Annotated in this window: 22 protein-coding genes; 5 read left to right on the forward strand and 17 right to left on the reverse strand. The window is 59.4% G+C overall.

The window, feature by feature from the left end; translation table 11 throughout:
• The first annotated feature begins 2 nt into the window (after positions 1-2).
• Genes E3O56_RS15505 through E3O56_RS15515 form a run of 3 tightly spaced genes read left to right on the forward strand, consistent with a single transcriptional unit; the run spans position 3 to position 2,564 of the window.
• Complete coding sequence (locus E3O56_RS15505) at positions 3-818, forward strand: MetQ/NlpA family ABC transporter substrate-binding protein (protein ID WP_103733995.1); 816 nt, start codon at positions 3-5, stop codon at positions 816-818.
• Positions 815-1,930 (forward strand): ATP-binding cassette domain-containing protein, encoded by a 1,116-nt coding sequence (locus E3O56_RS15510; protein ID WP_248128500.1) that lies wholly within the window; start codon positions 815-817, stop codon positions 1,928-1,930. Before E3O56_RS15505 ends, E3O56_RS15510 begins: the two co-directional genes overlap by 4 nt.
• A complete protein-coding gene (locus tag E3O56_RS15515; RefSeq protein WP_248128501.1) occupies positions 1,920-2,564 on the forward strand; it encodes a methionine ABC transporter permease in 645 nt (214 codons plus the stop codon). Before E3O56_RS15510 ends, E3O56_RS15515 begins: the two co-directional genes overlap by 11 nt.
• A 2-nt stretch (positions 2,565-2,566) precedes the next feature.
• On the opposite strand, the gene E3O56_RS15520 is transcribed toward E3O56_RS15515, so the two are convergent.
• Positions 2,567-3,670: a hypothetical protein gene (locus tag E3O56_RS15520; protein ID WP_248128502.1), complete on the reverse strand. Its 1,104-nt coding sequence runs from the start codon at positions 3,668-3,670 to the stop codon at positions 2,567-2,569.
• Positions 3,671-3,847: 177 nt separating this feature from the next.
• Between E3O56_RS15520 and E3O56_RS15525 the strand changes: the two genes are divergently transcribed.
• On the forward strand, positions 3,848-4,474 hold the full coding sequence (locus tag E3O56_RS15525; RefSeq protein ID WP_248128503.1) for a class I SAM-dependent methyltransferase: 627 nt from the start codon (positions 3,848-3,850) through the stop codon (positions 4,472-4,474).
• 109 nt (positions 4,475-4,583) lie between these two features.
• Here E3O56_RS15525 and E3O56_RS15530 read toward each other — a convergent pair whose 3' ends face one another.
• The 4 genes from E3O56_RS15530 to E3O56_RS15545 form a co-directional block, all read right to left on the reverse strand.
• The gene (locus tag E3O56_RS15530; protein ID WP_248128504.1) at positions 4,584-6,773 is read right to left on the reverse strand and encodes a glycoside hydrolase; all 2,190 of its coding nucleotides are present in this window, start codon (positions 6,771-6,773) and stop codon (positions 4,584-4,586) included.
• Between the two features lie 210 nt (positions 6,774-6,983).
• Positions 6,984-10,049, reverse strand: a complete 3,066-nt coding sequence (locus E3O56_RS15535; RefSeq protein ID WP_032878431.1) for an efflux RND transporter permease subunit — start codon at positions 10,047-10,049, stop codon at positions 6,984-6,986.
• Positions 10,046-11,116: an efflux RND transporter periplasmic adaptor subunit gene (locus tag E3O56_RS15540; protein ID WP_248128505.1), complete on the reverse strand. Its 1,071-nt coding sequence runs from the start codon at positions 11,114-11,116 to the stop codon at positions 10,046-10,048. Before E3O56_RS15540 ends, E3O56_RS15535 begins: the two co-directional genes overlap by 4 nt.
• Positions 11,113-12,195, reverse strand: a complete 1,083-nt coding sequence (locus E3O56_RS15545; RefSeq protein WP_103734001.1) for an efflux RND transporter periplasmic adaptor subunit — start codon at positions 12,193-12,195, stop codon at positions 11,113-11,115. Before E3O56_RS15545 ends, E3O56_RS15540 begins: the two co-directional genes overlap by 4 nt.
• Positions 12,196-12,315: 120 nt before the next feature.
• Between E3O56_RS15545 and E3O56_RS15550 the strand changes: the two genes are divergently transcribed.
• On the forward strand, positions 12,316-13,476 hold the full coding sequence (locus E3O56_RS15550) for an AAA family ATPase (protein WP_032881152.1): 1,161 nt from the start codon (positions 12,316-12,318) through the stop codon (positions 13,474-13,476).
• Positions 13,477-13,621: 145 nt separating this feature from the next.
• Here E3O56_RS15550 and E3O56_RS15555 read toward each other — a convergent pair whose 3' ends face one another.
• The 12 genes from E3O56_RS15555 to E3O56_RS15610 form a co-directional block, all read right to left on the reverse strand.
• On the reverse strand, positions 13,622-14,470 hold the full coding sequence (locus E3O56_RS15555) for a transporter substrate-binding domain-containing protein (RefSeq protein ID WP_122734780.1): 849 nt from the start codon (positions 14,468-14,470) through the stop codon (positions 13,622-13,624).
• Complete coding sequence (locus E3O56_RS15560; protein ID WP_005783763.1) at positions 14,467-15,243, reverse strand: amino acid ABC transporter ATP-binding protein; 777 nt, start codon at positions 15,241-15,243, stop codon at positions 14,467-14,469. Before E3O56_RS15560 ends, E3O56_RS15555 begins: the two co-directional genes overlap by 4 nt.
• On the reverse strand, positions 15,240-15,899 hold the full coding sequence (locus tag E3O56_RS15565) for an amino acid ABC transporter permease (protein ID WP_248128506.1): 660 nt from the start codon (positions 15,897-15,899) through the stop codon (positions 15,240-15,242). Before E3O56_RS15565 ends, E3O56_RS15560 begins: the two co-directional genes overlap by 4 nt.
• Positions 15,880-16,545 (reverse strand): amino acid ABC transporter permease, encoded by a 666-nt coding sequence (locus tag E3O56_RS15570; RefSeq protein ID WP_103734005.1) that lies wholly within the window; start codon positions 16,543-16,545, stop codon positions 15,880-15,882. Before E3O56_RS15570 ends, E3O56_RS15565 begins: the two co-directional genes overlap by 20 nt.
• Before the next feature lie 251 nt (positions 16,546-16,796).
• Positions 16,797-17,579: a MetQ/NlpA family ABC transporter substrate-binding protein gene (locus E3O56_RS15575; RefSeq protein WP_032878438.1), complete on the reverse strand. Its 783-nt coding sequence runs from the start codon at positions 17,577-17,579 to the stop codon at positions 16,797-16,799.
• A 109-nt stretch (positions 17,580-17,688) separates the two neighbouring features.
• The gene (locus tag E3O56_RS15580; RefSeq protein WP_148854254.1) at positions 17,689-18,615 is read right to left on the reverse strand and encodes a sigma 54-interacting transcriptional regulator; all 927 of its coding nucleotides are present in this window, start codon (positions 18,613-18,615) and stop codon (positions 17,689-17,691) included.
• Positions 18,616-18,662: 47 nt separating this feature from the next.
• The gene (locus E3O56_RS15585) at positions 18,663-19,244 is read right to left on the reverse strand and encodes an alpha/beta hydrolase (protein WP_032878440.1); all 582 of its coding nucleotides are present in this window, start codon (positions 19,242-19,244) and stop codon (positions 18,663-18,665) included.
• A gap of 241 nt (positions 19,245-19,485) precedes the next feature.
• Complete coding sequence (locus E3O56_RS15590) at positions 19,486-22,383, reverse strand: DUF6543 domain-containing protein (protein WP_248128507.1); 2,898 nt, start codon at positions 22,381-22,383, stop codon at positions 19,486-19,488.
• A gap of 187 nt (positions 22,384-22,570) precedes the next feature.
• Positions 22,571-22,972: a biopolymer transporter ExbD gene (locus tag E3O56_RS15595; protein ID WP_034125467.1), complete on the reverse strand. Its 402-nt coding sequence runs from the start codon at positions 22,970-22,972 to the stop codon at positions 22,571-22,573.
• 1 nt (position 22,973) lies between these two features.
• Positions 22,974-23,696: a MotA/TolQ/ExbB proton channel family protein gene (locus E3O56_RS15600; protein ID WP_248090774.1), complete on the reverse strand. Its 723-nt coding sequence runs from the start codon at positions 23,694-23,696 to the stop codon at positions 22,974-22,976.
• A 49-nt stretch (positions 23,697-23,745) separates the two neighbouring features.
• Positions 23,746-24,555 (reverse strand): energy transducer TonB, encoded by an 810-nt coding sequence (locus E3O56_RS15605; RefSeq protein WP_248128508.1) that lies wholly within the window; start codon positions 24,553-24,555, stop codon positions 23,746-23,748.
• 234 nt (positions 24,556-24,789) lie between these two features.
• Positions 24,790-25,641: a LysR substrate-binding domain-containing protein gene (locus E3O56_RS15610; protein ID WP_248128545.1), complete on the reverse strand. Its 852-nt coding sequence runs from the start codon at positions 25,639-25,641 to the stop codon at positions 24,790-24,792.
• Between the last annotated feature and the right edge of the window lie 20 nt (positions 25,642-25,661).

Raw genomic sequence — 25,661 nt, forward strand, 5'->3', positions numbered from 1 at the left:
TTATGAAAAAAACACTGCTCACCCACCCAGTCAAAGCACTGGCCCTGGCCTTCGGGTTATTCAGCACAGCGGTCTTCGCCGCCGACCCTCCCCTGAAAATCGGCACCACCGCCGCCTTCGCCATTCCGCTGGAAGCGGCCGTTGAAGAGGCCGGCAAACAGGGCCTGAAAGTCGAACTGGTCGAGTTCAGCGACTGGATCGCCCCCAACGTCAGCCTCGCCGCCGGCGATATCGACGTGAACTACTTCCAGCACATTCCCTTCCTGGAAAACGCCAAGGCCGCCGCCGGGTTTGACCTGGTGTCTTACGCACCGGGCATCATCAACAACGTCGGCCTGTATTCGAAGCAATACAAAAGCTTCAACGACCTGCCCGAAGGCGCCAGCGTGGCCATTGCCAACGACCCGATCAACAGCGGGCGCGGCCTGCAACTGCTGGCCAAGGCCGGGTTGATTACCCTCAAGCCGGGCGTGGGCTACAAGGCCACCGAAGAAGACATCGTCAGCAACCCCAAAAAGCTCAAGATCCTGCAGGTGGAAGCCGTGCAACTGGTACGCGCCTACGACGACGCCGACCTGGTGCAGGGCTACCCGGCGTATATCCGCCTGTCCAAGACCTTCGATGCGCAATCGGCGCTGCTGTTCGATGGCCTCGACCACCCGGAGTACGTGATTCAGTTCGTGATTCAGCCCAAGAGCAAGACCGACCCACGAGTGATCAAGTTCGTCGACATCTACCAGCACTCGCCGGTGGTACGTGCCGCATTGGATAAATCCCTGGGCAAGCTCTACCAAGTCGGCTGGGAAGATAAAAAATGACCGCCGCCAACGCCCAACTGCGCGACCTGGGCCATGCGCCCAGGGACGCCGAGCAGACTGAACTGCACCCGGACCTCAATCGCGCCCACGTGCGTTTTATCAACCTGGGCAAAACCTATGGCGGCACCGTACACGCCCTGCAAGGCATCGACCTGGCGATCCAGCGTGGCGAAGTGTTCGGCATCATCGGCCGCAGCGGTGCCGGCAAGTCATCGCTGATCCGCACCATCAACCGCCTGGAACAACCCAGCAGCGGGCGCGTGCTGATCGATCAGGTGGACATCGGCGGCTTCGATGAAGACCACCTGGTAGCACTGCGCCGGCGCATCGGCATGATCTTCCAGCACTTCAACCTGATGTCGGCCAAGACCGTGTGGCAGAACGTCGAACTGCCTCTCAAGGTCGCCGGCGTGAACCAGGCACAACGCGTGCGTAAGGTGCATGAACTGCTGGAGCTGGTAGGTCTGCAAGACAAGCACAAGGCGTATCCGGCGCAGCTTTCCGGAGGGCAGAAACAGCGCGTCGGCATCGCCCGCGCGCTGGTGCACGACCCCGAGATTCTGCTGTGCGACGAGGCCACCTCGGCCCTCGATCCGGAGACTACCCAGTCGATCCTCGGCCTGCTGCGTGAGATCAACCAACGCCTGGGCCTGACCATCGTATTGATCACCCATGAGATGGCGGTGATCCGCGAAATCTGCGACCGCGTGGTGGTGCTGGAACACGGGCGCATCGTCGAGCAAGGCCCGGTGTGGCAAGTGTTCGGCAACCCGCAGCATGAGGTCAGCAAGACCCTGCTCGCACCGCTGCAACACGGCCTGCCGCCCGAATTGCAAAACCGCCTGCAACCGACACAAACCTCGGCTGATGCGGCGCTGGTGCTGCGCTTGCAGTTCACCGGCAGCGATACCGATGAGCCGGACCTGGCCGCACTGTTCAGCGCCCTCGGCGGCCGCGTGCGTTTGCTGCAAGGCGGTGTGGAGCGGATCCAGGGGCACGCTCTGGGGCAATTACTGCTGGCGGTGAATGGGTCGCCGCACAATGCCGAAGAGCTGCGTAACCGCGCCGGCAATTGGGCACACCGGGTGGAGGTGCTGGGCTATGTGGTTTGATCGTTTAGTACAGGGCGCTATCGACACCTTGTTGATGGTCGGTGTGTCGTCGCTGATCGCCTTGCTGGTCGGTATCCCGCTGGCGGTATTGCTGGTTACCAGCGACAAGGGCGGCATCTACCAGGCGCCGACGCTTAACCGCGTGCTGGGGGCGTTCGTCAATCTGTTCCGCTCCATTCCGTTCCTGATCCTGATGGTGGCGTTGATCCCGTTCACTCGGCTGATCGTCGGCACCACCTACGGTGTATGGGCGGCCGTGGTGCCGCTGACCATCGCCGCCACACCGTTCTTTGCACGCATCGCCGAAGTCAGCCTGCGCGAGGTCGACCAAGGCCTGATCGAAGCGGCTCAGGCCATGGGTTGCCGGCGCTGGCACATCATCTGGCATGTGCTGCTGCCGGAAGCCCTGCCGGGGATCGTCGGCGGGTTCACCATCACCCTGGTTACCATGATCAACTCATCGGCCATGGCCGGTGCGATTGGCGCCGGTGGCTTGGGCGACATTGCCTACCGCTATGGCTACCAGCGGTTTGATTCGCAGATCATGCTCACGGTGATTGTGTTGTTGGTGGTGCTGGTGGCGGTAATTCAACTGAGTGGGGATCGCTTGGCGCGGGTATTGAACAAGCGCTGAACTCACGGGCATTCGTCCAACTGCGCGACGCTGGCATGGGGCACGAAGCTGACGGTTTTTTCCTTGGCCTGCCAGGGGCGCACGATGTAGCTGCCGTCCGAGTCTGCCATTACCCGCAGTTTTACACTGCGCTGCGGGTTGTCGGCGTCTACCAGCACGCGAAGAACCTTGGCGTCGTCCGACCAGGTCATCAGCGTACACACGCGCCCTCCGGAGGCGGAGCCTTGCAATGGCAACCCACCCAGCTTCGACCCGCTTGCCGGGATCAGCCCGAGGAAGACGATGAGTGCAAAGGCTGCCAGTGATGCGAAGGCAACCGGGTTCTTGTGATCGCGCATGTACACCACAAGGCAGGCCCCACAGCCCTGGACCAGGAACAGTACGACCACCTCGGCAAACATGAACGGTGCAAAGAGCACAGCGCTGTCGGAATACTCAAGGAAGGCGCGGGAGACCGGCACGGTTACCATCAGGATTACCAGCATTTGAACCGCGCCAGCACCCACACTGGCCAGCCAGAACTCGCCGGATATGTCACGCAATCCAACCTGAGCAGGGCGTGCGCGCATGATGATGCCGACATAGGCGAGTACCGCCACCACGATCGCCACAATCCAACTGACAGTCAGCAAAGGCCCACTTTCGGCGTTCACCGACAGGTACACGGCGCACATCCAGAAGATGGCCATGACGACCAGGCTGGCAGCCCAGTGCAACAATAAACGCCGGTGCTGGGCCGTCAACTGAGGGGAAAGCGGACTGAGATTCAGCTGATCACTAAGGCGCACGCCCGTGTCGTTAAGGCGTTTGAACAAGATGAATGTAGGGATCAGGATCGACGCGCCCATCATGCCGATGACGAATACCAACATGGCGAACATGGCCGGCAATGCGGTGAACGCCGCGGCCGACAAAATACTCAGGGGTACCTTTTCCACCTGGATGTACTGGTACAAATACAAGCCTGCCACCGACAGGATCCCCACCGTCAGCGGCCAGGCGCGTTCATTGAGCCAGAGCAGGCCGCTGCTGAGTTTCGTGGCGTATTGGTCCACCTTGTTTGCAGTGAATTTCTGACCCTCACGTGAACGTTTTTCTTCTTCCATGAATGTACAACCCTCTTTGAATGAGGGCCGAATCTTACCCAGAATCCTGCGGGGCGGTCTGTCGGATTCTCCCAACACGCACACAATGAACCGCCCTACACCAGATACACGTCTTTCAACTCAAGGGTGAGCCTGAGGTATAGTCCGACCACCTCAACCGCAGCGGTGCGCCACACCATGAAACTCGCCCCCGACGACCTCAACCAGATCACCGCCACCACCCTCGGCCATTACAACAAAGTCGCCGAAGACTTCCGTGAAGGCACCCGCGATCACGATGTGAGCCAGAACATCGACGCGCTGTTGCGACATATCCAGGGCTCGGCGCCGTTTACCGTGCTGGATTTCGGCTGCGGGCCGGGGCGGGATTTGCAGACTTTTACGCGCATGGGGCATATCGCCGTGGGGCTGGATGGCTCCGAGCGGTTTGCGCAGATGGCGCGGGACGACAGCGGCTGTGAGGTATTGCAACAGGATTTTCTCAAGCTGGACCTGCCACCCGAGCGCTTCGATGGCGTGTTTGCCAATGCGGTGCTGTTTCATATTCCCAAGCAGGAATTGCCGCGGGTTCTCAAGCAGTTGCATGGCACATTGAAGCCTGGGGGCGTGCTGTTCAGCTCCAACCCTCGAGGTGAAAACCAGGAAGGCTGGAATGGGCCGCGGTATGGCTCTTATCACGACCTGGAAGCGTGGCGGGGCTTGCTGACCGAGGCCGGATTTGAAGAGCTGGAGCACTACTACCGGCCGGCCGGGTTGCCGCGGGAACAGCAGCCTTGGTTGGCGAGTGTGTGGCGTAAAATTTAGTGCCGCATCGCCTGTACCGGCCTCATCGCAGGCAAGCCAGCTCTCACATTCGGAATGCATTTCACTGTGGGAGCCGGGCTTGCCCGCGATGGCGCCGTAACGGGCAGCGTTATTTCACCTGATACACCACCGGCTCCTCCCCCTCCACCAGCGCCGTCACACTGCGCCCGGCATACCCATCTTTCTGCGCGTCCGAAAAATTCGCCACCAACCGCGTCCCATCGGCGAAGGTGGTTTGCTGCAACAGTTTGTCCGCTGTCAGCCATCGAAATTCAGTCATTGCCTGAGTCCCCAACCGTTGATGCAGCGGCCGAAAGAACCGGTCCTGGCGCTGAATCACCGGCAGCCTGTCCTTGAGTGTCGTCGCGCTCAGGTGATACAGCGGCGGTACGTTGTAGAGCAGTTGGGCCAGTTCATTTTCAGCCCGTACATTGCTCAGCTTGAGGTTGTCGAACAGCCAGTGATGAGTGGTGATCACCGAGCCATGGAACACCGCCTGATACAACGGCAGCCGCATCGTCGGGTCGAAATACACCGTGCGCAGCGACGCTTTCAACGGCACAGGCTTGAAGAACACCGCCGGCTGTTCCGCCGGGTACCAGTTGCCGACGTAATAGGGCGACTGCCGGTCGCGGGTCATGTCCCGGTCACCCCAGCCAATCACCGGAGTTTGCATACCATGGGCAAACATAATGCCCTGAGCGGTGACGGCGTTGCCGTCTTCGGAACCTGCGGGCAGTTTTAGCGAAGTGTTGATCCAGCGCGAGGCGTCGATATTGCCCTGGGCATTCTGCACCTGACTCATGGAGGCGCCGTCGCGGTAGCTGTCAAAGATCATGCTGGTGGCGTACGCATCGAGGAACCAGGCATTGAATCCGGCTGCGGCCTGCACCGCCTTTACCCGTGCTTCCAGCAACGGTCGCACACAGCGCGGGTCCGTGTAGTGGCCGGATTGTTGGAAACCGGCTTTCGGCTGGCCGTTCTTCAATATGATTGCGCAGTCACGGTACGCCTTACCGCCCAGGTGGGCAGTGGCCCAGTCCGGATTTTCGCTGGCCGACAGCGCCGTTTCATACGAATCGTAAGGCGCCATCAGATACCCGGCATCCACGCCTGCGCGAATCGCTTCGGGATGCCAGAGCCCGCCTTCCCAGCCATCACCCAGGGTCAACAGCAGACGCGAGAGCCCCGCGTCACGCAAGGCTTGGATAGTCGAATGCCCCCAGGTTTCGGGGCGATCACTCAAGGCTGAGGCGAAATCCACGGCCAGCTCGCTACGCAACTCGCCGTAGCGAGTGGCAAGGCGACTCATGTCGGGCTCTTCCACTTGCCAGGCTTGCCGGGCCTTCTGGTTGATGGCCGCATTGAGGCCGCGCAGCAACACGGTTTGCTCATAACGATTCAATGCGGTTGTCTGTGCGAGCACCTTCGCAGACTCTTTGTCCAGCAGCCTGCCAAGCTCATGAGTGCGCAGCCGTTTGATCAACGTTGGCCAATCACGGACATCATCCAGCGTCAGCAAGCCGTTGCCCCAGAGGTAAACGTGACTGGCGCCGAGCAATTTCACCGCCTCGGGGGTTTGCCGCAGCTTGTCCGCCAGCGGCTCGTAACGGCCCTGCTCCACCAACCATTGGCGATAATGCTTGGCCCCGGCCAATGGGTCTGCATCGCCCAGGTACAGGCGCAGCGTCATCGGTGCGTCGGGGGCAAGGGTGGTGAATTCATGGGCCGCTGACAGCGCCAGACCCTGGCCGTCCGCTTGCCATTCAAGGCGATTGTTGTAGGGGTTGGTCAGCAGCCAGTTAAGCGTGAAGCGCCCGTGATCCAGGCCCCACAAGGGCAAGCTCAGGTCCTGGGTGGTATTGACTTCGCCGTGCTCAAGCAGGAACGCCTTCCACACGGGGTTATCAAAGGGCACATAATGCCCTTCAGCCAACGGCCAGATCAGCGCCTGGCCCATGGCCGTGGCCGGCTGGCGCAGCAGGGCCAATTCACCCGGCTCGCGAGCACTGATAGACAGGGACAGTTCGCGCTGCTCAAGCCGGGCCGTCAGGCGGTAGGCGCCGCTATCCCATTGCCAGGAGACCTGTGCGGCATCAGCTTGCAACGCACTGACAGCGTGCGCGGCGACACCGCTGGAGGCTTGTACCGGGGCCTCCCCCGCTGGCGTGACACGCAGCGCCAGGGTTGCAGGCTCGAGGTCAACGCGCCACAGGGCGTTTTCCAGCACGGTGGAGGCAAAGACTGAGGGCGCAAGAACAAGCGCACAGAGCACAAAGATGAGGCGCAGGCACTGCATGGGAATCGACCAGGACGGAGAAGTTAGGTCGAGAGGGTAAAACATGCAGACAGTGGCCGGGGCAACAAGTGGATTTTTCGGAAGCGTCCCACAGCCTCAAGCGAGATGAAGATCCAAATGTGGGAGGGGGCTTGCTCCCGATGGCGATGGGCCAGATACAGATGCACTGACTGAACCATCGCCATCGGGAGCAAGCTCCCTCCCACATTTTTAACCGCGCTGTTCCTGATGCTCTTGTTTGGGTTCGCGGATTTTGTACCAGGCCACATACAGCGCCGGAAGGAACAAAAGCGTCAGCAACGTGGCGATGATAATCCCGCCAATCATCGCGTAGGCCATCGGCCCCCAGAACACTTCCCGGGCAATCGGGATCATGCCCAGGCTCGCCGCTGCCGCCGTAAGCAGAATCGGCCGACGCCGGTGTTCGGTCGCTTCCACCACCGCATCCCACGGCGTATAGCCCGCCACTTCATACTCATGAATCTGTGTGACCAGGATCACCGAGTTGCGGATGATGATACCGATCAGCGCCAGGATCCCCAGGATCGCCACAAACCCCATCGGCGTACCGGTGGGGATCAACGCCAGCACCACGCCGATCAGCCCCAGCGGTGCAACGCTGGCCACCAGGAACATTTTCTGCACGCTGTGCAACTGGATCATCAGGAACGTGGCCATCAGGAACAGCATCAACGGCACCACACTGGCAATCGGGCCCTGGGCCTTGCCGCTTTCTTCCACGGTGCCGCCGGTGGCGACTTTGTAGCCCACCGGCAGGCCGTCACTGAATTTCTGGATGGTCGGCGCCAGTTGCTTGACCAGGTCGGTCGGCTGCATCTCATCGCGCACCGCGGCCTTGATGGTAATCGTCGGCTTGCGGTCACGACGCCACACCAGCGGCTGCTCCAACTCGTAACGCACCGTGGCAAACGCGAGCAACGGGATCGAGGTACCGTTGGGCGTAACGATCTGCAGGTTCTGCAAGGTTTCCGGCGTGCCGCGCTCGGCATCTTCGGCGCGACCGACCACGTTGATCAGGTAGATATCGTCGTGCACCTGGGTCACCGCCGCGCCGCTGACCACGCTGTTCATCAACTGCGCCACGTCTTCCGACGACAGCCCCAGTTGCCGCGCCTTGTCCTGGGCGATGTCGACGCGTAGCACTTTGCCCGGCTCGTTCCAGTCGTAGATGATCTCGCCCAAGTGGGTGTTCTGGTCCAGCAAGGTCGCCAGTTCGATGGCGTGCTTGCGCACCTGGTCGGTGTCTTTACCGGAGACGCGGTACTGGATCGGCCGCCCGACCGGCGGGCCCATTTCCAGCGGCTGCACATAGCTGCCGATACCGACAAAATCATCGCGCAGGCGTTTCTGCAATCGCGCAATCAAGGCGCTGCGCTCTTCCAGGCCCTTGCTGACGATCACCAACTGCGCGTAGTACGGGTTCTCCAGTTGTTGGTCCAGCGGCAGGTAGAAACGGATCGCGCCCTGGCCGATGTAGGTGCTCCAGCGAGAAATGTCCGGGTCGTCCTTGATGATCGCTTCGAGGCGGTCAACCGCCTTGCGCGTCTCGTTGATCGAGGCGTTTTGCGGCAGGTTCAGATCAACCAGGATTTCCGGGCGATCCGATGACGGGAAAAACTGGTTCTGCACAAACTGCATGGAAAACACCGAGGCCGCAAACAGCGCCACAGTGATACCGATGGCCCACCAGCGGTTGCGCATGGCCCAGAGCATACCGCCATTGAACGCGCGGCCGATGCGCCCAGGCTCGGCGTTATGCGGCTTCACATTGGCGCTGAGAATATGCACGCCGATCACCGGCGCAAACAGTACCGCCACCACCCACGACACCAACATCGCCACGGCAATCACCGCGAACAGAGTAAAGGTGTACTCGCCCGCCGAACTGGCATTGAGGCCAATCGGCACGAAACCGGCTACGGTCACCAGCGTACCGGTGAGCATCGGGAACGCTGTTGAGGTGTAGGCGTAGGTGGCGGCCTGCTCCTTGGTTTCGCCTTTTTCCAGGCGCGTGATCATCATCTCCACGGTGATCATCGCATCGTCCACCAACAAGCCGAGTGCAATGATCAACGCACCCAACGATACCCGCTGCATGGTGATGCCGCTGTATTCCATAAACACGAACACCAGCGCCAGCACCAACGGAATCGAGCACGCCACCACCAGCCCAGCGCGCATACCGAGGCTGATAAAGCTCACCACCAGCACGATAATCACGGCTTCGAACAACGCGCTGGTAAAGCCGCCGACGGCCTCTTCCACCACTTCGGCCTGGTCAGACACCTTGTGCACACCGACGCCAACCGGCAGGTCGGCAGTCAGCTCATCCATGCGCCCGTGCAGCGCCTTGCCGAACGACTGGATATTGCCGCCCTTTTGCATGGCGATCGCCAAGCCAATCGCCGGCTTGCCATTGAAACGGAACATCGGCCTTGCCGGGTCGACGTAACCGCGACTGATGTCAGCGATATCCGCCAGCCGATAGAAGCGGTCATTGAGGCGCAGGTTGACGTTGGCCAGGTCTTTCTCCGAAGCAAACTGCCCGGAGGTGCGCACCGAAATCCGCTCCGGCCCGGCCTCGATCACCCCGGCGGGCGTTACCGCATTCTGCGATTGCAGGCTTTGCACGACCTGGCGCTGATCAATGCCCAACGCCGCCAGTTTGCGCGTGGAGAAGTTCAGGTAGATCACTTCGTCCTGCTGGCCGATCATCTCGACCTTGCCCAGCCCCGGCACCGAGCGGATTTCGGCGCGCACCTGCTCCACGTAGTCGCGCAACTGGCGCATCGACAAGCCGTCGCCAGTAAAGGCGTACACCGAGCCGAACACATCACCGAACTCATCGTTGAACGACGGCCCCTGCAAGCCCTGGGGGAAGGTGCCGCGAATATCATCGATCTTCTTGCGAACCTGGTACCAGATCTCCGGAATGGCCTTGGCGCTGGTGGTGTCCTTGAGGAACACGAACACCGTGGACTCACCCGGTCGCGTATAACTTTTCACGTAGTCGAGGGAGTCGAGCTCTTCGAGTTTTTTCTCGATGCGATCGGTGACCTGCTTGAGGGTTTCCTCCTGGGTAGCGCCCGGCCAGCGGGTCTGGATCACCATGGTCTTGATGGTGAACGAGGGGTCTTCTTCGCGGCCCAGGTTCATATACGAGAACACGCCCATCAGTAGCGCGACGAACATCAGGTACCAGACGAAGGACTGATGCTTGAGTGCCCAGTCGGATAAGTTGAAGCTCCCTTTCATCGCGGGCTGTCCTCGTCGATTTTGACTTTTTGCCCGGGTTTCAGGCTGTTCACGCCGGCGGTGACGATGCGTTCACCGGCTTTGATGCCGCCATTGACCAAGGCGCTGCCAGCATCCCGGCTGACCACACTGACGTCGCGTGGCTGCACGGTCTGGCTCTGGGTATCAAGCAGCCAGATGCGCGTCTTGCCGTCGACGTCCTGCAAGGCGCTCAAGGGCAATTCGATACGCGGCGTAATGGCGCTGCTCAAGGTCACGCTGATGGCCGTGCCCAGGCGGAACGCGGCGGGAGTGTCGGTCAGGCTCAGACGTGCGCGGCGGGTGCGCGTGGCGCTTTGGGCCTGGGGTTCGATCTCACGCACGATGGCGGTGGTATGCACGCTGGGGTCCAGTTGCCCGGCGACCAGAAACACCACATCCGTCGGCAGGCGCTCGGCCAGGCCGGCAGGCAGGTCGATCACCGCCTCCTTGATGTCCGGGCGAGCCAGGGTCACCACCTGCTGCCCCGCGCTGACTACCTGGCCAGCCTCGGCATCCCAGGCGGTGACGATACCGGCGTGGTCAGTGTGCAGTTCGGCGTAATTGAGCTGGTCCTTGGCTTGATTGACCGAGGCGCGGGCCTGATCAAGGGTGGCCTGGGTGGTTTTCAGGTCAGTCTGCGCCACATCCAACTGAGCCTGGGCGCCGACGCCCCGGTTGAACAGCTCCTGCTGGCGACGGGCATTGGCCTGGGCATTGATGAACTGTGCCTGCACGCGGGCGAGGTCGCCCTGGGCGGCACGCAGTTGGTTCTGCTGGTCGGTGGGGTCGAGCACGGCAAGCAAGGCCCCCTTCTCCACCTCGGCGCCCACGTCGACGGCGCGACGGGCGATGCGGCCCGACACACGGAAACCCAGGTTGCTTTCGTAGCGGGCCTGGATAGTGCCGGCGAAGCGGCCGAGGTTTTCCTGATCTTCAGCCTTCACTTGCATGGACAACACCGGGCGCACAGGCTCAGGCGGCGCCTCTTCCTTGGAGCAAGCCATCAGCAACAGGCTGGCGGCGACGATGACCGTCAGTTGCTTCATGGCTGGGCTCCTTGCTGGGCGATCTCGACCACCATGCCGGGGTGCAGCAATTGCCCACCGGCCACTACGACTTTTTCGCCGCCTTTAAGGCCCTCGCCAATAATCACCTTGCCGGTGAGGTAACGGGCCACCTTGACCTTGTGCAGCTGCGCCTTGCCGTCGGCATCCACCAGCCATACGGCAGGCTCGCTGAGGTCTTTGGTCAAGGCCGCCCAGGGTAATTCGATGCTGGTCTTGGCCGGGCCGTTGGCGGTGGCGCTCACCACCGAACCCAGCTCCATGCCTTTAGGCAGGTTTTGCAGGGCGATCTTCACTTGTATGGTGCCGGTATTGGCCGCCACTGCCGGGGTCACTTCACGCACCTTGCCCACGGCTTTGATGCTCGGGTTGTCCAGCAGGCTGACGGTAATCGGCGCATCCGGCGGCGGCTCCACCAGCAGGGATTCATACACGTTGAACACCGCGTCACGTTCGCCATCACGGGCCAGGCTGAAGATCGGTACGGTGGCTTGTACCACTTGGCCGACTTCGGCCTGGCGCGCCGTGATGATCCCCGGTGCATCGGCGACCAGCGCCGTGTAGCCAAGTTGCTCACGGGCGTTGGCCAATTGCGCCTGCGCGGCGGCCAGGGCACTTTGGCTGCTGCGCAACGCGGCCTGGGCGGCGTCGTATTCGCTGCGACTGGTGTAGCCCTTGGGCAAGAGTTTTTCCTGGCGCACGAAGGCGGCGGCGGTCTGCTTGACCCGCGCCTGTTCGGCCACAACCTGGGCCTGGGCGGAATCGACGTTGGTTTGCAGGTCCTTGGGGTCGAGCTTGGCCAGTACTTGCTTGGCCGTAACCCGGTCGCCCACATCGACCATACGCTGGATAATCTTGCCACCCACGCGGAAGGACAAATCGGTCTGCACCCGCGCCTGGATATCGCCCGTCAGCGTGACCGCCGCGGCAAAATCCGCCGGCTGCACGGTTTGCACAAATACCCGTGAATGCTGCTTGGGCTCGGCTTTGTCTTGGCCACAGCCGCTCAGCAGCGCCAGGAGGCCAAGGCTGAGAATAAATGTCGAAGTGCGACCGCCCATGCAGGCTCCTTTTGCGTGACGCAAGGTACAAGTGTGTATGCGACTGTGAGCTTAGATCAGGGTTCCTTATCTGCATGGAGGATCCCATACTCCAATGGTTCCCCAGCCGATTAAATGCATATGCTGAAAACCCTCGCGGTGGCCAATTACCGCTCGATCAACAAATTGGTAGTGCCGCTGGACCGCTTGAACCTGATCACCGGGCCCAATGGCAGCGGCAAGTCCAACCTGTACCGGGCCCTGCGCCTGCTGGCAGAAACCGCCCAGGGCGGAGTGATCAATGCCCTGGCCCGTGAAGGCGGGCTGGATTCGACCTTCTGGGCCGGGCCGGAAACCATCAGCCGGCGTATGCGCACTGGTGAAGTACCGATCGAATCCAATGTGCGCCAAGGCGTCAAACGCCTGCGCTTGGGGTTTGCCGCCGAAGATTTCAGCTACGCAATCTCTCTGGGATTGCCGGAAAAAACCTCGTCGTTCTTCAGCCTCGACCCCGAAGTGAAGAAGGAATGCATCTGGGCCGGCCACATCTACCGCCCGGCCAGCCTGTTGGTGCAGCGCTCAGGTGCCATGGTGCGTGCCCGCGAAGGCCGTGCCTGGGATGTACTGGCGCAGCACACACCCAACTACCACAGCCTGTTCGATCAGGTCGGCAGCCTGCGCGGCTCGCCGGAAGTGCTGCTGTTGCGTGAAAGCATTCGTGGCTGGCGCTTTTATGATCACTTTCGCAGCGACGTGGACGCGCCAGTGCGCCAGCCCCAGTTGGGTACGCGTACGCCGGTGTTGCACCACGATGGCCGCGATTTGGCGGCCGCGTTGCAGACTATCCGCGAGATCGGCGACCCCGAGGCGCTGCAACGTGCCGTAAGCGATGCATTCCCGGGGGCGCGCCTGAACATTGAACCGTTGCAAGGCGGACGCTTTGCCATTGAGTTCTATCAGGAAGGCTTGCTGCGGCCGTTGTCGGCGGCGGAACTGTCAGACGGCACCCTGCGCTACCTGCTGCTGATCGCAGCGCTGCTGACGCCACGCCCACCGACCATGATGGTACTGAACGAACCTGAGACCAGCTTGCATCCGGACCTGCTGCCCGCCTTGGCGCGCCTGATTATCGAAGCGTCGAAGCAGTGCCAGGTGTGGGTGGTGTCCCATGCCAGCCGCTTGATCGCGGCGTTGCAGCAGGATGAGGGGTGCAATTCGATTGTGCTGGAGAAGGTGTTGGGGGAAACGCGGATCGTGGGGCAAGGGATTCTGGATGGGCCGGCCTGGCATTGGCCGGAGTAGGTGGTGACTGTACCGGCCTCATCGGGAGCAAACCCCCTCCCACATTTTGACCTGTATTCACACATCGGAATGTGTGAACCCGATCCAGTGTGGGAGGGGGCTTGCTCCCGATGAGGCCGGTGCAGCCAACACAAAAAGTCAGGTTTCAGCCCTGCCACTTCCCGCCTTCAACAATCACACTTTCAGGCTTGGTGTCATCGCTCAGTTCTTTGCGCACATATTGGTCATAGAGCTTGAGCAGGAACTTCTCCTCGCCCAGCTTTGCCAGCTCGGCATTCACCCAGTCGCGCAGTTCGGTATTGCCCTTCTTCACCGCCGGAGCAATCGGTGCTTCATCACCCAGCTTTTCTTCCAGCACACGGTAGCCCGGGTTCTGCTTGGCCCAGCTGAACAGCACCAGGTTGTCCTGGGCATAGGCATCGCCACGCCCGGCCGACAGCGCTTGCAGCGACTCGGAGTTTTTCTCGAACTTGAGCAGCTTCCAGTCCGGGTGGTTTTTGGTCAGCCAGATGTCGGCGGTGGTGCCGGTGGTGACAATGGTGGTGCGAGTGGCCAGGTCATCCAGGCTTTTTACCGTGCTGTCATTCGGTACAAGGGCCTGCACCGCGACTTTCAGGTTGGGGTTGGTAAAGTCCACCGCTTCCTTGCGCTCGGGCGTCACCGTCATGTTGGCGAGAATCAGGTCGACCTTGTCGCTTTGCAGGAACGGAATGCGGCTGGCGGGCTCAACGGCGACAAACTCCACCTTGTTTTCGTCGCCCAACAGGTCCTTGGCGAATTGACGGCCAATGTCAGTATCGAAGCCGACGTAGCGGCCAGCCTCATCGACAAAGCCAAACGGTGGCTTGTCCGTGAAGACGCCAACGATCAGCTTGTCCCGCGCTTTTATTTTGTCGATGTAGCTGACAGCCGCGGGTTTTACCGGCTCTTCGGCCTTTTTATCGCAGCCGGCCAGCAAGGCGACGGCAAACAGTGGCAGCAGTAACTTTTTCATATCAGCTCCAGTTCCTTGATCTTTTTGGGCAGTGTTGAAACGAAGGAGAACTTCTCCAGGAACTGCTGCGCGCGTGCGGTCTGCGGGTTCGTAAAGAATGCCTCGGGGGTGTTGTGTTCGAGGATGCGACCGGCCTCCATGAACACCACGCGGTCGGCGACGGCGCGGGCGAAGGCCATTTCGTGGGTGACGATCAGCAGGGTCATGCCATCGCGGGCCAGGCCCTGGATCACTTCCAGCACTTCCTTGACCATCTCCGGGTCAAGAGCCGCCGTGACCTCATCAAAGAGCATGACCTGGGGGTTCATGCACAATGAACGCACGATGGCGATGCGTTGCTGCTGGCCGCCGGAGAGCTGGCGCGGGAACGCGTCGCGCTTGTCGGCCAGGCCCACGCGCTCCAGCAGTTTTTGCGCCTGCTCACGGGCCTCGCGGGGGTCACGCTTTTGCACTTTCAGCGGGCCGAGCAGGATGTTGTCGAGCACGCTCATGTGCGGGAACAGGTGGTAGCTCTGGAACACCATGCCGATGTCCTGGCGCACCTGGCGCCAGTCGGTGTTTTTATCCAGCAGCTCAACGCCTGCAAACCGCAGGCTGCCGCTGTGCGCGACTTCCAGCCCATTGAGGCAGCGCAGCAAGGTGCTTTTGCCACAGCCGCTGGGGCCGAGGATCACCACCACTTCGCCGCTTTGCACGCTCAAGTCGATGCCCTTGAGCACCTGCGCCTGGCCAAAGAATTTGTTGAAACCCTGGAACTCGATCAATGCGCTCATGCGTGGGCCCAGCGCCGTTCCAGCACCTTGGAGGCGGCCGATAACGGGTAGCAGATAAAGAAGAAAAACAGGAACAGCGCGCCGTAGATCAATACCGACTCGTAGGTACGCTCGATGATTTGCTGGCCGACCTTGATCACATCCACCACGCCAATCAGCACCGCAAGGGAACTGGTCTTGATGATGCGCGTGTAGACGTTGATGGTCGGCGGCGTCATGCGTTTAAGGGCCTGGGGCAGCAGCACGTAGCCGTACAACTGCGGGTCGGACAGGCCAATCGACAAGCCCGCTTCACGCTGGCCACGCGGCAGCGAATGCAATGCACCGCGCACCACCTCGCCGACTTCGCTGGCGCCCCATAGCGACAACACCAGTACCGCGCACCAGAAGCTCGGCAGGCTCACACCAAAGAAAATCGGCAGGCCGAAAAACAGCAGGTACAACCACACCAGCACCGGAATCGCCCGGAACAGCTCCAGGTAGATGCGCAGCACACCGTTGATCACCTTGTTATCCAAGGTGCGCAGCACGCCATACAGCACGCCGCCGACCGTACTGAAAGCGATGCTCAAAAACGAAATCGACAGGGTCTGCGCAGCGCCTTTACCCAGTTGTGGCAACGACACCCACAGCAACTCAAGACCCGAACTGGCCATGCTGGAGCCTCCTTTCCAAACGGCTGAGCAGCAACGACAACGGCAAAAACAGCAGCACGCAAATCAGCGTCAGCACGGTGAGCATCTCGTAGGTCTTGTAGTAGAGGGCGATGTAGCTCTTGGTGGTGTAGAGAATCTCCGGCACCGCCACCGCGGAAACCACCGTGGTTTCCTTGAGCAGAAAGATGAAATTGGCGAACAGCGCCGGCAGGCTGAGGATGCCGGCCTGGGGCAGAATCACATGGCGCAACAGCTGCCAGTCGGACAGGCCAATGGACTTGCCCGACTCGATCTGCGCCAGCGGCACCGCTTCCACACCGGCGCGCAACACTTCAGTGAGGTAGGCGCCGCCGAGAAAGGTCATGGTGATGATTGCCGCCCAGAACCCGGAGATATTCAAACCCAGGGCCGGCAGTGCGAAGTAGACGAAAAACAGTTGGATCAACAGCGGCGTGTTCCGCGCCAGCTCCACATACAACGCTACCAGCCGTGACAGGTACGGCGTGCGAAACACCAACAAGGCTGCATTGATCAGCGCCACCAGCAAGGAGGTGCCGATGGCGATCAGGCCCACTTGCAGGGTTACGCCCACCGCTTGCAGGAACGCCGGCAAGGTGCTGAGGATAAAAGCGAAATCGAAGGTCATGTGCAGTCCATATCGCCGCATGGGTAATGCTGCGAGCGCAATCCGTTCCGACGTGGATAACGTCGGGTAGCGCGAACTTTAAAGGTATAAAAAGCAAAATTTAAATACCGAAATAGCATATTGATATCACCCAAAAAACTAACCTTCGCCAGGGCGATCAATGTGGGAGGGGCAAGCCCCCTCCCACAAAAAAAACGCCGACGCTGTAGTAGCCGTCGGCGTTGAAACCTTGAAGGGGGTTTTGAGTTACATCAGAACGCCGGCACGACTGCGCCGTTGTACTTCTTCTCGATGAAAGCTTTGACTTCCGGGCTGGTCAGGGCCTTGGACAGTTTCTGGATAGCGTCGCTGTCCTTGTTGTCCGGGCGCGCTACCAGGAAGTTCACGTAAGGGGATTTGGCATCTTCGATGATCAACGCGTCCTTGGCCGGGTTCAGGCCGGCTTCCAGGGCGTAGTTGGTGTTGATCACATCCAGATCAACCTGATCCAGCACGCGTGGCAGCAGGGCCGATTCCAGCTCTTTGAATTTGAGGTTTTTCGGGTTGTCCTTGATGTCTTTTGGCGTGGACAACGCGTTGGTCGGGTCTTTCAGGGTGATCAGCCCGTTCTTCTGCAGTAGCAACAGGGCGCGTCCACTGTTGGAGCCTTCGTTCGGGATGGCCACGGTCGCGCCGTCTTTCAGATCTTCAATTTTCTTGATCTTTTTCGAGTAGCCGCCGATGGGTTCAACATGCACACCGACTACCGTGACCAGGTTGGTGCCCTTGCCCTTGTTGAAGTTTTCCAGGTACGGCAGGGTCTGGAAGTAGTTGGCGTCCAAGCGCTTCTCAGCGACTTGCACGTTTGGCTGCACGTAATCGGTGAAGACTTTGATCTGCAGGTCCACGCCTTCCTTGGCCAGGGTCGGCTTGATCAACTCCAGGATCTCAGCGTGCGGAATCGGCGTGGCCGCTACCACCAGCTTTTCGTTGGCCTGGGCGAAGCCGGCAGTCAGGGCAGCCGCCAGGGCGGTAAACAACAGAACCTTTTTCATGCAGTGTCCTTTTCTAACGACCATTTTTTATGTGAGGTGCCAGCGAAATGCTATCGCGGCGTAGGAAGGACAATACCTAGATTTTTTATTCCCGAACAATATCTTTTATTCACGTTGATATTCCATTTTGTTCATACAGGAAGGTACGCAGCGATTCGCGCTCGGTCGCACCGGCGCTGGCAAAAATTCGTCGCACTTGCTCCAGCGGCGAGCCGGCCACCGGCAGGTTCAAATGCTCGGGCAAGATTTCATCGCCACTGCTCACCAGCAAGGCAAAGTGAATGACGTTTTCCAGTTCGCGGGTATTGCCCGGCCAGGTGTGACGCTCCAGTACCTGTTGAGCGGCGTCGCTGATAAGCGGCACCGGCAGGTCCAGGCGCTGGCTGTAGATGCCGAGAAAATACTCGGCCAGAGACAAAATATCCCCCACCCGCTCGCGCAACGCCGGCAGGTCCAGCCGGCCTTCGCTCAAGTAATGAAACAGGCGCTCGTGAAACTTGCCAACGGCCACAGCCTGGGCCAGGTCGATGCTGGTAGCGGCCACCAGACGTACGTCTACCGGGCTGGGCTGATGGGCACCGACGCGGGTGACCTCATGATTTTCCAGGGCCGCGAGCAATTTCACCTGGATCGGCAACGGCAAGTCACCAATCTCATCCAGGTACAAGGTGCCGCCGTTGGCAGAGCCAAACCAGCCAGCCCGACTGCTCGCTGCGCCGCTGTGGCTGCCGGCGGCATAGCCAAACAACTCGGCATCCGCATAGGTAGGACTGATGGCGCCACAGTTGACCGAGACAAACAGGCCAGTACGGTCACTGCCACGGTGGATGTGTCGCGCCAGCAGTTCTTTACCACTGCCGGTTTCACCGCGGATCAATACGGGTAAGGCGCGCGGCGCAAGGCTTTCCAATTCTTCACGCAGTTGGCGTGAGCGTGGGTCGACGAACACCAACGCCTTGGCGCGGATGCTCAGTGGGCTCTTTTCGGCATCGGGAAAGGTCAGCAAAGGCTGGCCGTAGGTTTCATGCAAACTCATGGCAGGCTCCCGCCCCAATCCACTCAGGGACGGGGCGTTAAAAAATATCAGGCACTACGCCGAGCATGGTGCTCGAGGCGGCTCTGCAGGCGATAGAGATAGGCGAAACCCTGCTCCCAGCGGCGGTGGCCGGACTTCACATTGATATGCCCGGCGCCGGACAAAATGCCGGCTTCGGCCCCCCACTGACGCGCCAACTCAAGAGCCCGGGGCGCGCTGACGGCGCTATCGTTGTCGGAGCTGACCACCTGGCTGGGAAACGGCAGCAGGTCGGTGGGAATTGGTGCGAAGTTACGCAGGGCCGGGGCACAGGCTGCGCGCTCGACATCGGCTGGGGCTACCAGCAAGGCGCCGCGAACCTGACGCAAGAAATGCACGGGGGCAGTGGCCGCCCAATGAGCCACGGTGATGCATCCCAGGCTATGGGCAATCAGGATTACCGGTGTGCTGTCGGCGGCAATCGCCTCAGCCAGTGCAGCTACCCAATCCTCTCGACGCGGCGTCAGCCAATCGGCCTGCTCCACGCGAGCGCTGTTGGGCAGGCTGTGCTGCCAATGGGTTTGCCAATGATCTTCTGGCGATCCTTGCCAGCCCGGCACGATCAGATAACGAATCGACTCGCTGTGCATGGGTGTGCCCTCCTGCAGCTTTTAACGTTGCTGACCAGTATAGGGGCGCCCCAACAATCAAATAAGGAATAAAAAGGAATTTATTAATAACCAAAAGCTCATCACATCATTTATTCGAATCCGACTCCCTTCCACATTCCTGGAAACCCAACCATTGTGCCCCCCGACGCCATGGCATCGGGGGGCCGGTAATGTTGAGTTGGATAACCCAATGCTCAACGACCGCTACCGCTATACCGACTCAACGAGAATGATGCATAGAGTGCTCCGAGCCGATATCGACCCCAAACTTACGATTCATGGGCATATAGAAATCGCGTACTTCCATGTACTTTTTTCCGAAATATTCGGGCAAAAGAAGACGCGCATTCAAAAGTTCAGTCATGTCATCAACAAACGGGAAAAAACCATATTCCTCTTGCGCCACTACATCACCAAACATTCTCGGCCCGGTAACCTCGAAGATTTTCGTCTCGTACTCTTTATAGGCTTGCCGTTCTATGTCTGTCGAACCTTCTCTTAAAAACGGACGATTATTGTTAAACCACGACTCGTTGGCTTTGAACCGCTGATATGACTCCTCCAGAATCTTGTCAAATAATGGATTGTCTGCATGGCTTGCGAAATTACTTGTATTGAACCCATTGAAATCCGCTCCCTCATAAGTAATGGGCGAGTTCATCAATAGATCACTTGGTGTGGCTTTCAGCGTGACATCCCCCACGTTGAAGGTCAGCGTGTCATCCGTATCCAGGTATATTCCACCGTGCTTCTTTATCAGTGCAACGCGCATCACATCCGATGAAGCCGCTAAATTTTGCCCTTGACCCGATCTAAAATACTGATACATCTCTCCATATTTACTTGACGTTAGCTCTCGAAAAGCTTCATCCTCTTTCAGATCATGCACCTCCAGCCCACCCACTTTGTGATCCAGAGCAGATTTTATTTTCTGAAACGCGCTCCCGCTGTTTGCATCCACGTGAACAACAGACTTGTAACCCGGGCTTTTCCTGGCGTTCTCAATAATGTTCTGGATTAAATGCTCCGGCATTTCATTGCCAGCCCAAAAATAATGAATGACTTTGGGCACTTCTGTCGTACCGGACGGCAGCGACGGCAACCGTGGTAACTTAAGCGTTTTATTTATAACTGATGGAGGTACGCTCTTATTCCCTTCGATCGCTTCGGTTTTAGTACCACCTAACCATCTTCCTCGGCCATTACGCCAATAGAATATATCATTCACTTGACCATCTTCGTTGAGCCCACGCCAGAGGCGTGCCTCAACGTCATAAGTGACTTTAGTACCGTACTGCCCGACAAAAACCATGTAGTCCTGAGAAAACATTCGCTGCACGTCGTCCATGGGGACCGTGAACTCATCGAGGATAACGGGAGGCGTAGTAGGCCCCATTGGGTAGCCGATATGCCCATTGACCCGTCGTGGGGGATTGAAGAATGGACGCTCCTGTTCAGCAACTTGAGTGGGCGCCTGGGCTGCTGCATCAACCCCTGCTGTAACGCCCCCGTTGGCCATTCTCTCTGTCATCGCTTTCGCCAGCGGCGCCCCCGCATGGGTGACCAAGGGCGGTATCGCGTTCAGTACTCCAAATACAATCCGGTCAGAACCCGTGGCCTTTCCTTTGACGGCATCATCAATACCGATACCTGTTTGAGTGGCTCCGGCTGCCATGAAAAAAACATCCAAGCCTATCGCTACTTCCGGCATGACCAATGCCAGAGGCGTCATGAACATGGCAACCTTCGTGGCCTCTTCCACACCTTGCAAGACTTTGTTCTTGGTGTAGTCACCATCGCTGACGATCGCGTTTTCTGCATCCGAATAAGACCGCGCCTTTTGCCGGACCTTGACCGCTTCAAAAGGATCGCTGCGCAAAGGCTCAACCGAGATAAAGCGATCGGGCACCCAGCCGTTGATCCTTGCAAGGAAGCCGTTGCCAGATACTTGCGCATTGGACCAATGTGCCATCCCGTCCAAGGATTGACGCACACCGTCTGCCAACAGCTTTTGGGCCTGGTCCTTGAGGGAAAAATGGGTCAGCAGTGATTCAAGTTTCACAGGATCAGTGGCTTGCTTGGCCAGCCAGATATTCATTTGCTGTGGGTTATCGAAACGATGTATCGGCGAGGAGTTACCAGGGATGTAAAGCAAGGTCAGCTGGGTTTTGCGATCGGTCACACACATCAAGTCGGTTGACTGCAGGCCATTGATGCTCAGCAACCCGATATCCAGGTTCGGATCCTTGACGGCAGGTGCTGAAAAGTCCTGAACCGTCAGCTCGGACCATTGCTTTTGCGCAACAGGCCCCAACGCCCTCTGGGCGAGTGCCGCCTCGACTGGGCCAAGCGTGCCTTCCAAGCGCTGTAGGTTGATCGCTTTAACAAAGGATATTTTACTCAATGAAGCATAGGAACTACTGTGCTTGTCCCAAAACCCGTCAAGGGTGTTCTTGTAAAGTTTGGTTCGGTCTGTATCCCAGACCAAGGCTTTGAAGTCTTCAACAGGAATGGACACTTGAGTGTCTGCACTATACAGCGCAGAACCTGGGGAACTCGGCTCTCGGTAAATAGCTTGTCGACTGTGTGCTTCCTGCACCCAACCGTCAACTTTATTGTAAATATAAACTGCCGGCGAAAAATACTTGGCAATCTTTACAAACCAGCCCTCATTATCCTCAATCGTTACATCTTGTCTGTTTTTCAACGCCGCTTGTGTCAGCGTTATTTTTTCCACAACATCTTTATCATCTTTACCATTATCTTTAAACGTAACCAGATACGTTTTATCAGGATCAACGTCGACGCCCCAATGTTGTTTTATTTTCGCCGAGAGTATCGTCGAAATTTCTTTCTCGGGAGAAATGTAGTCAAAAGAGTGTGTGCTGATATAAGCATCTATTTCAGGGTTTGGTTTCAACACCGGCGCCCCGGCCTTTGGCGCTTTACTCTCTCGATAATCAGCGCGACTTAATGATTTTTTGGGAAGCGGATGCTGCACACCCGGCCTATCAGGCCGCGAATAAATCCTTGCAGTGGGGGTTTCTTCGAGCTGAGGGGGAGTTAATTGTGGGTTAACAAATGCACTTACCGAATGAATAGGAAAGCGTACGTTCATGCAACTTCTCCATTAGTTAAATTTCTCCATGCGCCGACTAGAGTAATCATACTGTTGTGAATTGCACGCCCAGAAATATTCAAATACGTGAAAATTCTTTTCCTCTATAAACACTGTAACCACAAAATAAAAAAAGGCCGCACCCTGCCAAGGAAACGGCCTAAAAAACGTGTCGCGGCGGATGAAACTAACGTGCGGTAATCACCGACAATTTGGTAATCCCCGCACGTTCAATCGACGCCATGGCGCGTGCCACTTCGCCGTAGTTCACTCCATCGTCAGCCTGCAATTGCACCCGCACATCGGGGTCCTTGGCCTTGGCCGCCTGCAGGTTGAATTCCAGCAGGTCCGGCTGGATTTCGTCCTTGTTGATAAACAGTTTTCCCGCGCCGTCGATGCTCACCACCAGCGGGTCTTTCTGCTCGACAGGCGCCACGGCCTGGGTCTTGGGCAGGTTGATCGGGATCGAGTTGGTCAACAACGGCGCGGTGACGATAAACACCACCAGCAGCACCAGCATCACGTCCACCAGGGGCGTGACGTTGATCTCGCTCAGCACCTCATCACTGTCTTGCGTGGAGAAGGCCATGTCAGGACGCCTCCTTCACTTTTTGCGGGCTGGCGGCGCTGGCTTTGGTCAGTGTCGGGTGCAACAGCACGCGGAATGAGTTCTTCTGCGCCAGGCTGTAGAAGTCGTGGGCAAAGTCATCCAGGTCTGCCGCTGTCAGCTTCAGGCGGCGCAGGAAATAGTTGTAGACAAGCACCGCAGGCACCGCGACGGCGATCCCCACACCGGTCGCGACCAACGCCGCACCAATCGGCCCCGCCACGGTTTCCAGGCTGGCGGACCCGGCGGCGCTGATCCCCTTCAGCGCTTCCATGATGCCCCACACGGTGCCAAACAGGCCGATGAACGGCGAGGTGCTGCCGATACTGGCGACCACAGCCAGGCCGGTCTCCAGGGAGCGGCGCTCGCGCACGATTTGCTGGCGCAGGGCGCGTTCGAGGCGGTCCTGATGATTGATCGCCTGGCTTAGATCCGCAGCGTGAGGGGTATCGCCCACCTGGATTGCGCCATAGCCGGCCTGGGCCACGCGCGCGGCGGCGCCGGGCTGGGTTTCGGCGAGTTCGGCGGCTGAATCGAGGCTCGATGCCGCCCAGAACTGTTTGTGAAACTTGCGATCCTGGGCCTTGAGGCGACCGAACTGCACGCCCTTGAGCAACGCCAGGCCCCAGGTGGCGACCGAAAAGATCACCAGCAGCCAGATCACCGCGCTTTCGATGGATTCAAGTGGAGACGCTAATGCCATGATGTTTTCCCTCTTGTGCAGGTCGCGGCGTGTGCACACCGCGCCCGAATAATTAATGAATCTTGAAGTCGATCGGTACGCTGACCCAGCCGTCCTGGGCCACATCCCCCTGCTTGGCCGGTACGAAGCTCCAGCGCTTTACGGCGGCCAGTGCGGCGTCATCGAGCTGCTGGCGCCCGCTGCTTTTCTGCACCTGAATCTCGCCCGGTTTACCGCTGGCCAGCACATGCACCCTTAACAACACCGTGCCTTCCCAACCGCGACGCTGAGCCAGTGACGGATACTCCGGTGCCGGGTTTTTCAGGTACGCGGCGTTGGCCGAAGCCGGCGTCACCGGCGCGGGTGCGGGCGGAGCAGGTGGGGCTGGCGTCGGTGGCGCAGGCGGCTGCTCGACGGGTTTGGGGGCCGGCTTGGGCTCAGGTTTCGGCGCGGGCTTGGGCTTGGGCTTGGGTTTCACAATAGGTTTGGGCGGCGCCGGCTTGGCCGCCAACTCATCCACCACCGGCGGCGGTGGCTCGACTACAGGGGGCGGCGGTGGTGGCGGTACAGGTGGTGGCGGTTCAACCACCGGCGGCGCCGGCTGGGAAAATTCGATGGTCATCGGCGGAATTTCCGGCGGCACAATCGGCAGCACCGGCGTGGGTTTCTGGCTCACCCAATAGATCACTGCGCCGTGCAGCGCCAACACCAGCAACCCGAGCAAAATCCCTTCGCGGCGGCTGGAAAAACGCTTCGGGGTCTTCTGCAGGCGCAATTGCCCCAACGGCGCGCGATGCGGCCGGCCAAGGTCGACCAACTCACCACTCGGTGCCTGGCGCCATTGCGCCTCGGGTGCACTGGCGGCGGTCTGGACATTGCCCATTGATTCACTCCCTACGGTTTTGAAAAACCGACGGGCCAGCGTGCAGCCCCGTCGAGGGCTGAATCATCGGGGCCTGACACTTATCTCTTAAAGTAATCTTTAAAGTTATACATAGAACAAAAACGCATAAATAAAACAACCGCTTACGTCAAAGCCACGTGGCTCGGGGCCTGGCACCAAACCCTTGTTTTTCAATGCTTTAAAGGCATACAAAATATTCAGCAAAGGTATGGCTCAGTGCGGGTTCCCACTGCATAACGCCAGCAATTCTCCCAACAAACTCTGGCCCGCTGCGCCCAGGCCACTGCGACCATACAAGGCCAATCGCACGCCATGGACAGGCGGCAGGCCACTCTCTGGGTCGAGTATGCGATGGCCCGGTTGCAACACCCGCTCCGGCAACAGGCTGATGCCCAAGCCTGCCGCCACCGCTGAACACACGCTGGCCAGGCTGGCACTGGAGTAGCCGATGCGCCAACGCCAGCCGGCCCGCTCAAGATGGTGAAGCATGTCGTTGCGGTACAAGCCGCCCACCGGGAAAGCCACCAGCGGCAGCGGATCGCGGCCCAGCGCCGGGGTGCTCAGGCTGTCGACCCAATACAAGGGCTCCGGCCACGACGCCACACAGTCGTCGCTGTCGCCCATCTGCTTGACCAGCAGCACATCGAACTCACCACCCCGGTACTGGCGCTGCAATTCAGGGCCCAGACCGCTGGTGACTTCCAGCCGCACCCGTGGATACGCCACGACAAACGCTGAAAGCAGCGGCATCAGGCGCTCGGCGGCAAAGTCCTCCGGCACGCCAAGGCGCAACACACCGTCGCTCTGCTGGTTGATCAGCACGTCAGCGGCTTCTTCGTGCAGTGCGAGAATGCGGCGCGCATACGCGAGCAGACGCTCACCCTCGGCGGTAGCCACCACGCGGCGCTGGTCGCGGTCCAGTAACTGACAAGCCACTGCGTCTTCCAGCCGGCGGATCTGCTGGCTGACAGTGGACTGGGTCAAATGCAGGCGCTCGGCAGCGCGGGTGAAATTGCCGCAGTCCACCACGGCGACAAAACTGCGCAACAACACGGGATCGAACAACGTCATCACCATTGCGTTTG

The organism is Pseudomonas sp. W2Aug9 (assembly GCF_023127755.1).
In the GTDB taxonomy this organism is placed as follows: domain Bacteria; phylum Pseudomonadota; class Gammaproteobacteria; order Pseudomonadales; family Pseudomonadaceae; genus Aquipseudomonas; species Aquipseudomonas synxantha_A.